Annotated in this window: 9 protein-coding genes; 4 read left to right on the top strand and 5 right to left on the bottom strand. The window is 60.6% G+C overall.

Features of this window, described 5'->3' with window-relative positions:
• Nucleotides 1-102: 102 nt before the first annotated feature.
• The 3 genes from FAES_RS16100 to FAES_RS16090 are packed head-to-tail and all read left to right on the top strand — an operon-like array spanning nucleotide 103 to nucleotide 7,146.
• Complete coding sequence (locus tag FAES_RS16100) at nucleotides 103-1,155, top strand: chemotaxis protein CheB (protein WP_015332303.1); 1,053 nt, start codon at nucleotides 103-105, stop codon at nucleotides 1,153-1,155.
• A gap of 34 nt (nucleotides 1,156-1,189) precedes the next feature.
• Complete coding sequence (locus tag FAES_RS29625; protein ID WP_083891494.1) at nucleotides 1,190-6,676, top strand: CheR family methyltransferase; 5,487 nt, start codon at nucleotides 1,190-1,192, stop codon at nucleotides 6,674-6,676.
• 53 nt (nucleotides 6,677-6,729) lie between these two features.
• The gene (locus FAES_RS16090; protein ID WP_015332301.1) at nucleotides 6,730-7,146 is read left to right on the top strand and encodes a response regulator; all 417 of its coding nucleotides are present in this window, start codon (nucleotides 6,730-6,732) and stop codon (nucleotides 7,144-7,146) included.
• 70 nt (nucleotides 7,147-7,216) lie between these two features.
• Here FAES_RS16090 and FAES_RS16085 read toward each other — a convergent pair whose 3' ends face one another.
• Both FAES_RS16085 and FAES_RS16080 read right to left on the bottom strand, forming a co-directional pair.
• A complete protein-coding gene (locus FAES_RS16085; RefSeq protein ID WP_015332300.1) occupies nucleotides 7,217-8,578 on the bottom strand; it encodes a sensor histidine kinase in 1,362 nt (453 codons plus the stop codon).
• Between the two features lie 125 nt (nucleotides 8,579-8,703).
• A complete protein-coding gene (locus FAES_RS16080; protein ID WP_015332299.1) occupies nucleotides 8,704-9,123 on the bottom strand; it encodes a hypothetical protein in 420 nt (139 codons plus the stop codon).
• Nucleotides 9,124-9,303: 180 nt separating this feature from the next.
• Here FAES_RS16080 and FAES_RS16075 point away from each other — a divergent pair, with 180 nt between their 5' ends.
• Nucleotides 9,304-10,992: a PKD domain-containing protein gene (locus tag FAES_RS16075; RefSeq protein WP_015332298.1), complete on the top strand. Its 1,689-nt coding sequence runs from the start codon at nucleotides 9,304-9,306 to the stop codon at nucleotides 10,990-10,992.
• Between the two features lie 220 nt (nucleotides 10,993-11,212).
• Here FAES_RS16075 and FAES_RS16070 read toward each other — a convergent pair whose 3' ends face one another.
• From FAES_RS16070 to FAES_RS16060, 3 genes are all read right to left on the bottom strand, one after another.
• Entirely contained in the window at nucleotides 11,213-11,509 is a 297-nt protein-coding gene (locus tag FAES_RS16070) for a hypothetical protein (protein WP_015332296.1), read from the bottom strand.
• Nucleotides 11,510-11,634: 125 nt separating this feature from the next.
• A complete protein-coding gene (locus FAES_RS16065) occupies nucleotides 11,635-12,642 on the bottom strand; it encodes a hypothetical protein (RefSeq protein ID WP_015332295.1) in 1,008 nt (335 codons plus the stop codon).
• A complete protein-coding gene (locus FAES_RS16060; RefSeq protein WP_041259052.1) occupies nucleotides 12,639-15,335 on the bottom strand; it encodes an NHL repeat-containing protein in 2,697 nt (898 codons plus the stop codon). Before FAES_RS16060 ends, FAES_RS16065 begins: the two co-directional genes overlap by 4 nt.
• Nucleotides 15,336-15,438: the final 103 nt, after the last annotated feature.

Genomic DNA, 15,438 nt, shown 5'->3' with positions numbered 1-15,438 from the left:
CATCTATACGTGTAGCCAGTAAGTAACTGGTAAACGCTGTTGCCTACGTATTACACTCAGCTCACTGCGTGCAAGCGGCGTGTTACTAGCTGTGCTGCCGGTATGAAGAAGCGAACGATCATTGTTATTGGGGCCTCGACGGGTGGGCTCGACGCACTGAAGAAATTAATTGGCGCGCTACCGCCCGATCTGGCGGCGTCCGTGTTTGTGGTCTGGCATATTGCGCCGTCGGGGCGGGGGATCGTGCCCGATGTGCTGGGGCGCGTAACGACGATACCCGTAACGAATGCCTACAACGGCCAACTCATTCAGACCAATCATATTTACATTGCCCCGCCCGACCATCATCTGTTGCTGGAAGACGGCTACGTGCGCGTCAGCCGTGGCCCGAAAGAGAACCGCTTCCGCCCCGCTATCGACCCGCTCTTTCGCTCGGCTGCCTACATCTACGGGAATCAGGTGATCGGCGTGGTGCTGACGGGCGCGCTCGATGACGGAACGGCGGGCCTGTGGACCATCAAACAACGGGGCGGGCTGGCGCTGGTGCAGGACCCCGCCGAAGCCGAGGTGCCGTCGATGCCCGAAAGCGCTATTCGGGAAGTGGCGGTCGATTATGTCCTGCCGATCGCGCGCCTGGCCACAACGCTGACCCGCCTGGTAGGGGAGGACGTACCTGAGGCGGCCCCGGTCAGCCCCGCCGACGATAAACGAACGGCCATCGAAATTGGGATTGCCGCCGAAGCAAAAGCGCTGGATACCCCTATTTTTGAGTTTGGTCAGCTAAGCCCCTTCACCTGCCCGGAATGCCACGGTGTGCTGACGGTGCTAAAAGAAGGGACATTGTCGCGGTTTCGCTGTCATACCGGGCACGCCTACTCGGCCGATACCCTGCTGGCCTCCCTCACCGAGGCCGTTGAAGATCGCCTCTACGACGCCATCCGCGGCATGGCTGAAAGTGTCATGTTAATGAACCATATTGGCGACCATTACGCCGAGGCCAACCAGCCCCGGCAGGCCGCTTTCTATTTTCAACGAGCCAAGGAAGCTGAACAGCGGATCGACCTGGTGCGGCGGGTGGCCCTAAGCCAGCAGACGCTGAGTCAGGAAAACATCGACCAGCCCGAACCCGTTGCCGACAGCCCACCGGCATCCTGACGCCACATAACCAATGAGTAAACCTTCCCGAACCATGAGCCAACGAAAAACATCGACCAAAACGCCCGACAAACCCGAGGCCGACAGGCTATTTGTTGTGGGACTCGGCGCATCAGCGGGCGGCGTCGAAGCGATTAGTACCTTCATGGAGCACGTGCCGGCCGACTCCGGGATGGCGTATGTGGTCATTCTGCACCTCTCGCCCGACTACGACAGTCAGCTAACCCAGATCTTGCAGGGGGTGACGCCGCTGCCCGTTACGAAGGTGACCGGTAAGACGCAGGTGCTGCCCAACCACGTGTACGTCATCCCGCCCGATCAGCACCTGCAAATGGAGGATGACCACCTGCTGGTCATCCCCAATACCAGCATTGAAGAGCGGCGCGCTCCGGTCGATATTTTCTTTCGTACCCTGGCCGAATCGCACGGTGGGCAGGCCATTGCCGTGATTCTGTCGGGCACGGGGGCCAACGGGTCGATGGGTATCAAACGGGTGAAGGAAAAAGGGGGGGCGGTGTTTGTGCAGAATCCGCGGGAGGCGGCTTTCAGCGAAATGCCCCGCAACACCATCGCCACGGACCTGGTCGACGAAGTGCTGCCCGTGAGCCAGATTCCGGCCCGGCTGCTGGCCTACCGGCAAAGCCTGGGCACCGTCGAGATCAAGCTGGAAGCCCAGCACCGGCCCGAAGATCAGCAACAGGCGCTGCGGGAGGTGTTTACCCAGCTGCGCCTACGTACCGGGCACGACTTTTCCAACTACAAACGCCCCACGCTGCTGCGTCGGCTGGAGCGACGTATTCACGTTCGTAACCTGCCCGATCTGCCGGCTTACGTTGCTTTCCTGCGCGAAAACGTGGATGAAACGCAGGCGCTGCTGAAAGACCTGCTTATCTCGGTAACCAACTTCTTTCGCGACAGCGCGGTCTTCACCGCCCTCGAACAGGACATCATCCCCGCCCTGACCCGGCCCCGGGCGCAGGGTGGCTTGCGGATCTGGGTGGCGGGCTGCGCTACCGGCGAAGAAGCCTATTCGCTGGCGATGCTCTGCGCCGAACGAACGATGGACGTGCTGGACGCCCCCAAGGTGCAGATTTTTGCCACCGACATCGACGACGAAGCCATTGCCATTGCCCGCGAGGCCCTCTACACCATCAACGACGCCGCCGACGTATCGCCCGAACGCCTGCGCCGCTTTTTCACCAAAGAAGGCGATGAATACCGCATCCGCCGGGAAATCCGCGAGATGGTGCTGTTTGCCAACCACAACGTTCTCAAAGACCCGCCTTTCTCCCGGATCGATCTGGTCAGTTGCCGCAACCTGCTGATCTACCTGAACCATACCGCGCAGGAGCGGGTGATGGAAACCTTCCATTTTGCGCTCAAACCGGGCGGCTACCTGGTGCTCGGGCTGTCGGAGACCGTCGATGGGTCCAACGACCTCTACGCCACCGTCAGCCGCGAGCATCACCTCTACCAGAGCCGGCAGGTGGCCACCCGCTCGTATCCCGTGCCGGAGTCGACGCCGTTGCTGGCCAAAGAGAAAAAACGGTCGCTGGAGCCCATCGCTGAAACCGAAAACCGGCCCGCCATTCGGATGAACTACGGCGACCTGCACCAGCAACTGCTGGAACAGTATGCGCCACCCTCGATCATCGTCAACGAAGAATACGACATCCTCCACATTTCCGACCGGGCCGGTGCCTACCTGCACGTGGCGGGTGGCGAACCCTCGAAAAACCTGCTGAAGCTCATCCGGCCCGAGCTGCGGCTCGAATTGCGCACGGCCTTTTATCAGGCCCAGCAACAGCAAACCAACGTCGACGTCCGCAACCTGAGGCTGCAACAGGGCGATCGCCTCGAAACCATCACGATTCACGTGCGCCCGGTGCTGCGAGAGGGCGACCCCGCCCGGGGCTTCTTTCTGGTGATTTTCGAGCCCGTCAACGCCGAGCCCGACACCGTCGAGAACGTGCTGACCTCGGTGGAGCCGGTGGCCCGCCAGCTGGAACAGGAGCTGATTCGCGCCAAAACGCAACTGCGGGCCTCCAACGAACACCACGAGCTACAGGCCGAAGAGCTGAAGGCCTCCAACGAAGAGTTGCAGGCCATGAACGAAGAACTGCGCTCGGCGGCGGAAGAACTGGAAACCAGTAAAGAAGAGTTGCAGTCGATCAACGAAGAACTGACGACCGTCAACCAGGAACTGAAGGTCAAGGTGGAAGAGGTGTCGCTCACGAGCAATAACTTCCAGAACCTCATCAACTCCACCGACATCGCCACGTTGTTTCTGGACCGGAGCCTGCGGGTCAACCTGTTTACCCCGGCGGCCCGCCAGATTTTCAACCTCATTCCGTCGGATTTTGGCCGCCCCCTCACCGACATCACCAACCGGCTCGATTACCAGCAGTTACAGGCCGATGCCGAAGCCGTGCTGGACACGCTGCAACCCGTGGAGCGGGAAGTGCAGACCGGCGAGGGACGCCTGTTTATCATGCGGGTGCTGCCCTACCGGACGGCCGAAGACCGGATCAACGGCATCGTGCTCACATTTATCGACATCACCCAGCGCAAAGTGGCCGAAGAAGCCCTGCGGCTGAGTCAGCAGCAACAGGCGTTTCTGCTGGCCCTCACCGACATCCTGCGCCCGCTGACCAACCCCACCGACATTCAGTACCAGGCGTGCCGGTTGCTGTGTCGACACCTGAAAGCCAGCCGGGTCGACTACGCCGAGGTGCAGCCCGATAGTCAGGTTGTGGTGATGTCGCGCCAGTATCCCGATGGCCCCGCCGACCGCTACACGACTACTGTCAGCCCGGCGTTGCTGGCTCAACTACAGGCGGGGCATACGCTGGTACACGATGACGTCGCCAGCGACCCTACGCGCGCATCCGCCGAAAACGAAGCGGGACCCATTCGGCCGGTGGGCACGACCGTCAACGTACCCGTACTGAAGGGCGGGCAACTGGTGGCCATTCTGTTCGGCCATTTTCAGCAGGCACACAACTGGTCGGATGATGAGCTGGCCCTGCTGGAAGAAACCGCCGAACGTACCTGGGCGGCCGTCGAAAGTGCGCGGGCCGAGGCCAATCTGCGGGAGTCGGAAGAAAAATACCGCAGCCTGTTTTCGGCGGTCAACGAGGCCTTTGCCCTCTGCCAGCTGATTGTCGATGAGGCCGGGCAACCCGTCGATTACCGGATGGTCGACGTGAACCCGGCCTTTACGGCCATGACCGGCATCACCGCTCAGGCGGCCCGGCAACACAGCGCCCGCGCGTTGCTGCCCGACCTGGAGCCGTGGCAGATCGAACGCTATGGCCGGGTGGCGTTGCAGGGCGAAACGTACCGCTTTGAAAGCCGGGCCGAATCCATCGACCGCTGGTATGATGCCTACGCGGCGTCGGTTGGCCCCCTGAATAACGGCCTGTTTACGCTCGTTTTCAAAGACATCACCGAGGGCAAGCGGCGCGAAGCCAACGCCGTCTTTCTGGCCGACGTGAGTGAAGTGTTTGCGCACCTGACCGTTTCAGACGATGTGATGAAGGTGGTCGGCGAAAAAATGGCCGCTTACTTCGGCACCTCGCGCCTCACCTTCACCCGCGTCGATGAAGCGGCCGATCAGGCTACGGTACTCTACGACGTCCACCACCCCGACCTGCCCGACAGTCTCGGCGATTGGCGCATGAGCGACCTGATCAGTCCGGGTTTTGTGCATCAGTTCCGGGACGGCCGCCCGATCGTCGTCAACGACAGGCAGGCCTATGCCCACCCCGTCGCCCCGGCCGAGACGTACCTACGCCTGGACGAGGGGGCTCAACTGCTGGCGCCCATGCTGAGCGACGGCCAATGGCGCTTCGTGGTGACGCTCTACAAGCAGGAACCCTACGCCTGGCGCGCCGACGAAATCGACCTGCTCGAAGACCTGGCGCCCCGGCTGTATCTGGCCCTCGAACGCCTGCAACTGGAAACGCTCAAACAGCAAACGCTGGTGCAGCAGACCGAAGAACTCGCCAACGTGGGCAGTTGGGAGTATGACCGGCAGCAGCAGCAGTTTACGTGGTCGGCCGGGATGTACCGGCTGTTCGAGCTGGCCCCCGATCAGCCGATTCAACCGGCTCTGTACGAAACGTTCGCCATTGAGGAGGACAAAGACAAAGCCCGCCGCCTGATCACGTACCTGCATGAGGGAGAGAACTCGTTCAACTCGATTTTTCGCATCAAGGTGGGGGATAGGGTCAAGACGCTACGCATCAAGGCCGGCGTGATTGGCGAAGGGCCACAAACGCGGGTGATGGGCGTCGATCTCAATATTTCGGAGCAACTGGAAGCGCAGCAGCAGATTCGGCAAACGGCCGAGAACCTACAGGCCGTGCTGGACAGCTCCCCGGCGGCCATTGGGCTGTTGAAAGCCGTTCGCGACGAGGCCAGCCCCGAGCAGGTCAGTGACTTTCGGCTGGCGGTGGGTAACCGGAAACTAAGTGAGTTTTTCGGGCAGCCACTGGATACCCTGCTGGGCGAGTCGACCAGCCGGTTTTGTGAACTGCTCTGGGGCGACGAAACACTGGCTATTCTCCGGCACGTGCACCAGTCGGGTGAGCCCGTCTACCGCGAGCAGCCCATGCCGACCAACGACCGCTGGGTGGCGATCTCGGTGACCCGTCAGGACGACGGGGTGGTGCTGACGGGCCTCGATATCACCGGCCTGAAACAGATACAGGCGCAGAATCAGCAGTGGCTGAGCGAGTTGAAAGAGTCGCGCCAGACAACGGATGCGCTGTCGGAGCTGCGGGCGTCGTTGCAGCACCGTACCGAGTTGCTGCGGGCGGTATCGCACGACCTGCGGGGCAACTTCGGGGTGATTGCCGGGTCGCTGCAACTGCTGAGTATCGCGGCTTCGGAGGCCGAACGGTCGCAGATGATGGACATGGCGCTCCGCAACGTGAAAGAAGCTACAAGCATGCTGACCGAACTGCTAGACTACGCCCGGCTGGAGACCGGTCAGGAACAGCGGCAACTCGAAACCGTCGACGTGAGCGAGCTGCTTCAGAAAATAGGCCAGGGATTCCAGCCCATCGCTGACGAGCAGCAGCTGCAACTGCGGGTCGACGGCCCGGCGACACTGACCACGGAGGGCGACCCGATCCATATCCACCGGATGGTGCAGAACCTGGTCATCAACGCGCTGAAATACACGCATCGGGGCGAGGTGACCCTTCGGTGGGGCGACGAGCCGACCCAAGAGCGGTGGTGGTGTTCGGTCAGCGATACCGGGCCGGGCCTCGATCCTGAGCTGGTGACTCAGTTGAACACCAATAGCCAGCGGAACGCGGGCGTTTCCGTGGCCGACGCCCGCCCCGCGCCCGGGGGCGAAACCGGCTGGACTGCCCTGAGGGGCGAGGGTATCGGGCTGCGCATCGTGCAGCAACTGGCCCTCTTGCTGGAAGCGCGCCTGCAAGTGACCAGTCAGCTGGGCATGGGTACGGAATTTGTAATCAGCTTCCCCAAGCAGTACAATAACTCATAATTCGACGAAGGGCTTCGGGTTGCCAATCGGAGCCCCCTGTTGTTGCCTATGCTATGATCTACGTGGTTGATGATGCGGCTGACTACCTCTTTCTGGTGCAGCAGGTTTTCAAACTATTTCTGCCTCAATATCCGGTGCGGTTTTTCGCGGATGGGCTCGACCTGATGCAACACATTGATCAGACGAAGAATCCGCCCCTGCCCAGCCTGATTGTGCTGGACGTAGATATGCCCAAACTGAGCGGTCCCCAGACCCTCGAACGCCTCAAACAACGGCCGGGCTGGAAGGTAGTGCCGGTGGTAATGGTCAGCAATCGTACCGACGAGCAGTTTGTACTGGCCTGCTACAAAGCCGGGGCCTGCTCGTACCTGGTCAAACCGTTAGACATTACCGAGTTACGGCGAACCATGGAGTTGCTGAGCCAATACTGGGTCGACTTGAACCGGCTCCCAGCCGACCGTCTGTTGTAACCTGACGTAGATCGGCCGCACTTGCCCCTATACCGGGCCCGGTTGGGTACGTTTGGGGGCAATACTGGGGTTATTTGTTCCCAATGCGCGGCGGAACGACCGTCCGCACGGCCTGCTGCGTGTGGAGCAGCGGTAACGTAACCCGAAACCAGCCGTCGACCTCTTCGATGCGCGGCTCGGCCCGGTTGAGCAGCCGGTACTTGTCGGTGATGTTCGACAGGCCAACCCCGTTGGACTCAACCCGGATCGGGCGGCGCTGCACGTTGTTTTCCACCAGCAACTGCCCGTCGGGCGTGATACCGATGCGGATCGTGAGGGGCTGATCGGGCAGGGCGATGTTGTGTTTGACGGCGTTTTCTACCAACAGTTGCAGCGTCAGCGGCGGAAGCAGAGCCTCCAGGTACGTGTCGGGCACCGCCACGTCGGGGCGAACCCGCCGCCCGTAGCGGGTCTTGAGCAGGTGAAAATACGATTGGATAAACCGCAGTTCCAGGCCAACGGTGGTCAGCTCGCCATCGTTGGTGCGCAGCAGATACCGGTAAACGCTGCTTAGTTCGTCGACAAAATCGCCCGCCTGCCCCGGGCTTTCGTCGATCAGCGAGGACAACGAGTTGAGGCTGTTGAACAGAAAATGCGGATTGATCTGACTTTGCAGCGCCCGCATCTGCACCTCGGTTTTTTCCTGCTTGAGCCGTTCAAGCGACAGGGCGGCTTCGAGGTGTTCGCGCTGATGCTGCTCGCGCTCGCGGGCCAGTTGCTCTTCCACCACGGCCTTTCGCACGGCTTCGCGCCGGTGCCGGTAGGAGATACCCAAAGCAAAGAAAATGAGGTCGAACACCACGCCCATCTGCACAAACAGATCGGGATGTTGCCAGAACGGCATCTGTAAGCTGTAGTTCGGCGACCGGATCAGCAGTAGGGTGGTAATGAGGTGGTTGAGCAGCAGCGACGCCGTGCCCGCCACAAACAGCCGCGCTACCGTGTCCTTCGATCGGTAGAACGTAACGATGATGTAGCCCCCCACGCCCATGAGCGAGAACCGCACCGGCTGTAGCAACAGGCTGTGCAGGTTGGTTTGCCAGAAATCGGTGAACAGATACACATACGTTTTCGTCAGAATGTACAGCAGCAGCGCGACCTGCACCCACCCGATCCAGCGCCGCAGCCGGGGGCGTTGGCTCAGATCGAGGAAGAGTTTGGCCAGTTCCAGGTATAGTATATAGCCCGAATACGACAGCAGGACCTTGTACACGTTGCTGATGTTTTTGGGCAGTTCAATATGGTTAATGGTGAAATAAACGGCCCAAACCGTGGTATACAGCGTGTATAGGCCGTAGATCCGCTCGCGATACATGAACCACTGCACCAGATTGGCCAGCAGCATGGACAGCACCATACCCAGAAAAAGGGGCGACCAGACTTCGTAGGTCATGGCAGAAGAAGGTCAGGGAGTTAGGCAATCGATAAAGTTGTTAAAAATAGCGTTGATTTGGAAACAAATATGGCTAATCGGCCTGATGATCAGCGGGTAGGGGTCGATAGCAGGGCGCGTTGGGGTTAGCGTTTGCCACGGAGCGTAAGGGTGCCGTCCGGCGAATGGCCCAGCACCTCGATCGTGCCGTTCTGGTAGCTGCCCGCCTGCTGCCCATCCGCCGACAGCAGGATTTTACCCGCCTGCCGGAGCAACTCAACGTTGCCCAGGTCGACGTCGCTCTGCTCGTTTGTCGCCTTCTCCACGATCAGCAGCCGCAGGTTGACCGAGCTGTCGTCGACCCTCGTCACGTTGATCGTACCCGAATAATCGGTCAGCGACAACGTACCTGACGGGGCCTGGGCGTAGGTGAGCTGGTAGGTCCCGGCGACTTCGGTAGCGGGCGTCGTTGGCTGCGGATCGATCGGGTTGCTCTTTTTACACGATTGCACGAACGGCAGTAGGGTTAATAGCCCCAGCACCAGGGTACGGGATAGGCGGTTCATCGATTTGTTGTTTTTGGTTGATGCCACAAAGCACGGATACGCGGCCCGCGGGACGAAGGCAATCGTCGGTCAATCGTCCTTTTTGGTAGCTCATGCGGTAAAACAGCCGTGCCTTACTCACCACGGGGCTGCGCCTCCGTTGCGCAGCCCGGATGACTGCAACGGGCCTTTAACCCGGCGATGGCTCAAGGCGGTACCCCGGCGGCCAGGTACGTTCCCAGGGCGGGTGGCCGCGCACCTGCGCCGTTTCACCGTCGGGATTTTCCGTTTCATCGAGGTTGGCCGCCCGGCCTGGCGGGCGGGCCGGGTACGTTTGTGTCGGTAAACAACAAATCGGCAGCCACTGCCACCCCGCGCATGAAAACGATACTATACACCTATTCCCAACCCGTTCGTTTGACCAACAGATGGTCGCTGTTATGGCTGATAGCCAGCTTGTTACTAGTAAGTAGCTGCAAAAAAGAGACCGACACCACCCCTCGGCCGGTGGGCACGGTGGTGGCCAACGCCGGGCCCGATCAGCCGGTACAGGTCGGGCAAACGGTGACGCTCGACGGCTCGGCCTCGACCGATACCGACAACAAACCCCTGACGTACCTGTGGACGATCGTTCGCAAGCCCGCCAAGAGCACCATCACGTTGTCGGACGTGGCGGCCGTCAAACCAACGTTCAAAGCCGATGAGGTAGGGGAGTACGAAATTGAGCTGACCGTCAGCAGCGCCAATGGCAAAGCAACCGACCGGGTCGTGGTGGCCGCGTCGGTGGCCGAACCGATTGCCATTACCAGTAACATCACGGTCAAAACCAACCTCATCGACCGGATCGCCAACCCCGACCTGCCCGACTACATCGTGACGAAATCAATCGACGTAACGAGCGAACTGACCATCAACCCCGGCGTGGTGATTGCCTTTGAGCGCGACGTGCGTGTAAACGTAAACGACGGCGGTGGGCTGCTGATCGCGAAAGGAACCGCCCAACAGCGAATCAAGCTAATGGGCGTGCAGAAAACCAAAGGCTATTGGGTGGGCATCGCGCTCTACTCGGGTAGCAACGCCAACGTGCTGGAATACGTCGACGTGCTGCATGCCGGGAGCCGCCCGCTCTACAGTACGACCAAGGCCGCCCTGTTTATGTCGGGTGGGAGCAAGGCCCAGATTGCGCTGAAAAACACCCAGTTTGCCCAAAATGACGGCTATGGCGTGTATGTGTATGAAGGGGGGATTTTGCGGGAGTTTCAGGAAAACGCCTTTACCAACCACACCGAAGCGGGTATCCTGCTCGACGCCGCCAACGTGGCCAAACTCGACCCGGCCTCGACGTTCAAAGGTAACAACGGCCGCGACGTAGTCGAGGTAACGCCCTCGGCCATAACCGGCGCGCAGGAAGTGGTGTGGCCCGGCTTTACCGACAAAACGCCCTACCGCCTGACGGGTGACCTGAGCGTGAACGCGGGCTTCAAACTCAACCCCGGCGTGACCCTGGAAATGAACCGCGACGTAACGATCCTGGTCAACACGAGCGGGTATCTGTCGGCCAAAGGAACGGAGACCGACAAGGTGATCTTCACGGGCGCCAACCGCACGGCGGGCTACTGGCGGGGGATCATCTGCTACTCGGCCAACAACAAAAACGCGCTGGACCATGCTGAAGTCAGCCATGCGGGGAGCGTTGCTATCGTGTCGGGCAAGAAAGCCAATGTGGCCATTTACGGCACCCGGGCGGCCATGAGTATCACCAAAACGCGCATCAGCAACAGCGGTGGCTACGGTGTTTTTGTGAGCTACGGCGCTTCGGCCAACACCGACCTCAGTACGGCCAATACGTTCACCAGCAACACCGCCGACAATGTACTGATCGAAAAGTAACGGGCACCCGGCCCGCGTTAGCAGGATGGCTGACTAAGCCCCTCGATGACGTACCTGGGCGAAATGGTTACGTACGACAGGCCTGCTGCCGCCGTGCCGTTCGTAGCACCCAATGAACAAAAGACAGCCGTTGTTGCCGCTGGGGTGTATACCGGCGGTAACAACGGCTGCTACTTTTCTGGAGCCTGCTACCCAATGAACCGAAAAGCGGAATGGGCATTTAGAGCGGCTGACAGCAGGTGCACAGCGCCGTCGGGTTGTTGATCAGCAGGCGATTCCAGCAATTGGCTAGCCCACGGTGGCTGAGTTCGTCGCGGAAGGTCGTTAGCAGGTACGTCAGCCCCGGTGCGCTGCCGTAGGCATGCCAGTAGGTGTTTCGGAAGGCATCCATGCCAACGGTGATCTGATTGGGAAAGTCAGGGAGCAGGGCTTCCTGCCACGCAAATGGCTGGTTTGGCTCACCCGCCTTCCAGCGAAACGCACTATCAAACTCCACCCGCACGCCGGTTTGCAGCAACGCACGGAGGTAGCCAATGTCTTTGTGCCGATTTCAGCTTCTACTCGCTGCTGTTTGCCCGCACCGATCAATGTCTGTTGCAGGGCCGGTTTTAGCCAGCACAACTGCGCGGTGAGGGCGACCGTCTAGAGCCGCTGGCGTAGGGCATCGAGCCAGATGGCGCGACCCGTGCAGTTCCAGTGGGTATCGCTTTTGGCGTACAGCGGTAACCGGCTGCGGCGGTAGGGAGTATAGGTGTCGATGACCGTCAGGTGGAGACCGGGGTGTTGCTGAATGCGTTCGATCAGGTGGTTGTAGGTGCCCCGATTGGGTTCCAGCAGGGTTACCTTGTTGGGTATGATCGACAAAATAACTTCGTCGAAACCAGCCTTACGGTAGTGGTCGGCAGCTACGTTCAGGTTATGCACGAGGCTGTCCAGGTACGTATCCCGAAGGGGCGTGAAGGCCGACGTTTCCGGGTTGTTCACTTCCAGTTCCGAAAAGATTGCCTGGCCGTCTGTTGACAAAGCGACCTTATCGTTGTGTCGGTTGAAGAGCGCCAGCGTAAGCGCCGCTTTGGTTTCGCGGAACCACAAAAACAGGTCGCGGCTGAAGAGCGTGGTTTCGAGCCGGTCTTCGATCCCCGTCGCTTTGATCCAGTCGATGAGCATAGTCCCCCACTGCGCCGATTGTTGATGCTGACCGTTCGTTCCAATTGTATCGCTAACGACAAGAATGTTCTGCGTGGGTGGGACTGCTACGTGCTGCCGGAAATGCCGCTCGACCGATTCAATCACCAACACATTCCGGTGGGTGGTGTCGAGTTGTACGTGTCGGTTGAGGTCGTGATCCCAGTGGAAATAGTGGAGCGAGCGAACGGGCAGATCGGCTTTTGCCAACCGGCCCGGCTCGGTGAAGCTGTCGCCCAGCACGTAGACGTCCGTGCGGGCGGTGTCCGGGTACGTTGGCGAGGCGGGGCAGGGTGTCACCGGCTCTTTGAACTGCGACAGGCTGGAAAGCCGGTATAAATCGCCGAACCGATAGTCGTCGGGAATAAACCCGATTTGATACAGCTCGTGCATGACCGTTCGCGAACAGCCGCCCAACCACAGCAGGCTGGCGACAACAAGGACGGTATAGCGGAGTAGTTTCATTGGATACGAATGCTAAAAAGCTGCACGGCTTTCTGAATGCTGCTGACAATATACAATTCGCCCGCCTGATCATCGAATTGCAGGGTGACGGGGAAGTCGCTGGGGATGGGCCGGTCGCCGATGCGTTGGCCGGTTCGGTCGTAGAGGGTCGTGAATCCGCCCGATTTGACGGCCAGGATTTCGACACCCGCCCCCAGCCGGTGGTATTGCACGTGGGTCTGGTCGGGGTGCAGGTTGCGGAGTTCAAACAGCCGGTTGCCGCCCGCATCGAGCACGCCCAGGTCGGCATCGGTGGTGCGCAGGATGAGGTAACCGGTCTGTTCGGCGTCGGGGAAGAGACGGAACTGCCCCCCGCGCAGGGGCCGGTACAACTGCTTGCGGCCGACGACCTGCCCGGCTTCGTTCAGCGTATACAGGTTGCCCGATTGGCTGATTGCCGCCAATTGCCGTTGCGCCGGTAGCCATAAACAGGGCCCAGCAAAGCGGAGGCTATCGTTGGGTACGTTAAGGTTGGCCGGAAAATGAGCCGCCTGCGCCACGGGCTTATCCGCCTGCATAACCCAGCGATTAATAAAGTTAGTCTGCTGTAAGCCAAGGACTTCCAAATGGCCATCCTGATCGATCACCTGAAACGGCAGGAGCAGTGGCGCGGGCCTGGGCGGGGTAAACAGCCGGATGAGCCGTTGCTGTTTGCGGTCAAGTGCGTAGATGGAGCCGTTGCGGTGGGCCATCAGCGCGACCAGATCAGGTTGCCGACTGCTGCCCTTGGGTAGCGCCAGGTAGGCCGTTTCGATGCCTTCAGGTAGGCCAAGCCGTTGCAGTTGCACCCGCTTGTTGCCCAAGTCGGCGACGTACAGGGAGCGCCGGGTCATGAAGGCATATTGCAGCCGACCGTTGTTGCGCCAGTCAATGGCGACCACATTACTTTGGATGGCGCCATCGGTGGTGTCCTGCACGATCTTGTCTTTTTCGGTCGTCAGCAGTACAAACTGCCGGGCGCTGTTCTGCGCCCAGATTTGTGCCGCGGGGTCCGAGAGCCGCCCGACCACGACGGGCGAGGCGATGAGGCTGGCGTTGAACGGAATCCGCTTGCGCAGCAACAGCCGGTTCAGCACGCTGGTGTCGGAGCGTTGAGTGCCCCGGCCCAGCACCAGGGTCGACAGCACATTCGCCCGGCCATAGGTAGCCTGATACGCCACGTTGTCGACGTTGGCAAAGGGGGCCGGGCCCAGCAGCGCCTGCCAGCTGGCGGGCCACTGCGCCAGAAACGCCGAGCCCGATCGGGGGAGGCGGGTGAAAGTGGTGAGGTGAGCGGGGCGCAGGGTCTGGCTCACCAGCGGGCCCAGGCGGCGGTCGGTCGCCCAGACACTGTTGGCATCCAGCGCCAGCAGGTACGTTTGCAGCGCCTCTTCCGAGTTAGCCAGCAGTACGTAGGAGCCATGCTGGGTAATCCAGCTTTGCGGAAAACCGGCGAAGAGCGACGACAACAGCGTGGCGGGTAGCTCATCGACGGGCAGTGGGAGCAGCTGATGCCGCAGAAAGGGGCGGGGCGTAGCCCGCCGGGCGCCCGGCGCGAGCTGATAGGCAATGCGTTGCAGGGTCTGGGCCAACTGGCGGGCGTCGCGGGCTTCCAGCAGCAGTACCTGCCCGGCCGCACTGGTATTGGCCTCCATCCGGCACAGCAGTAAGTCGCCCGCCAGGGCCTGGTAAAAGTCGGGCAGGAGCGGCCGGATACGGACCAGCCGTTTTTTCAGCCGGTCGGTACCCCCCGATTCGAGCAATTGCGTAATGGCCTGCCCGAATCGGGGGCCATCGGAGAGGCTGATGTGGTAAAAGGTGGCCGTTTGCTGGGGAATGAGGCTGCTGTTACGAATGCGGTGGGGCGTCTGGCCCGCAAAGAGGTTGGCGACGGTCTGCCGGTTGCCGAGCGGATCGGAGGCAAACCCCAGCCAGTGCGTGGGCGAGGCCGACCGCCGAAACTGGAAGGTGAGCGATTCGGGAATGAACACGCGCAGCAATGAGGAACTGATCTTCGGGTCGCCCACCAGCCCGCTGAGCACGTCGGGGCGGATGTAGACGCTGGCGACATTATCGGCCGCGGCCGGGAAGGTGATGCCCGACGTGGAGCGGAACGACTGGCTTAAATGGCGGGCTACGTTTTCGAGCAAAACGCCCGACGGACTACCGATCAGGTACGTATCGCGCAACAGGAACGATCCATATACCCGGTTACTCAGATCACGCAGTTCGTAGATGGTTTGCCCGTCGAATTCCCGGCTAAGCACCCGAAACCGGTTGGGATCGGGCTGCTGTAACTGCGCCAGAAAAGCCCCGTCGGTGGTCTGTACCGGTACGTACACGATAAAATCCAGCGTGTTTTTCGAGACGGGGTGCAGCGAGTACCGAACGGCTTTGTTCTGTAAAAACGCTTTCTGCTGCGTCGAATCGACGGCGTTGAGCAGTCGTTGCAGCCGGCTGAGAGCTACATTAAAGAGGGGTAGCTGTTGCAGCGACATCGCCCGCGGCCCCGTGCGGGTCGGCTGTTGCAAGTCGCGGCTTTCAATAATCAACTGGGCGTCGGGGGGAACGCTGGCGGCCAGCGTTTGCTGCGCCTGCCGAACGGACCGATAGCCCAGCCAGGCGAGTACGAGCACTAGTCCTGCACCCGCCAGCCACCAAACGGGTTTTCGCATGGCATTACTCATTGGTCATTCGCTTCGCTGTCATCAGTCAGTGGGGTAGGTGGCTAATTTACAGACTGTTTCGATTAACACTACCCACGACTGCTGGCAGCGA

This window comes from Fibrella aestuarina BUZ 2, from assembly GCF_000331105.1.
Taxonomy (GTDB): Bacteria; Bacteroidota; Bacteroidia; order Cytophagales; family Spirosomataceae; genus Fibrella; species Fibrella aestuarina.
This window is presented reverse-complemented; position numbering and strand designations above follow the sequence as displayed.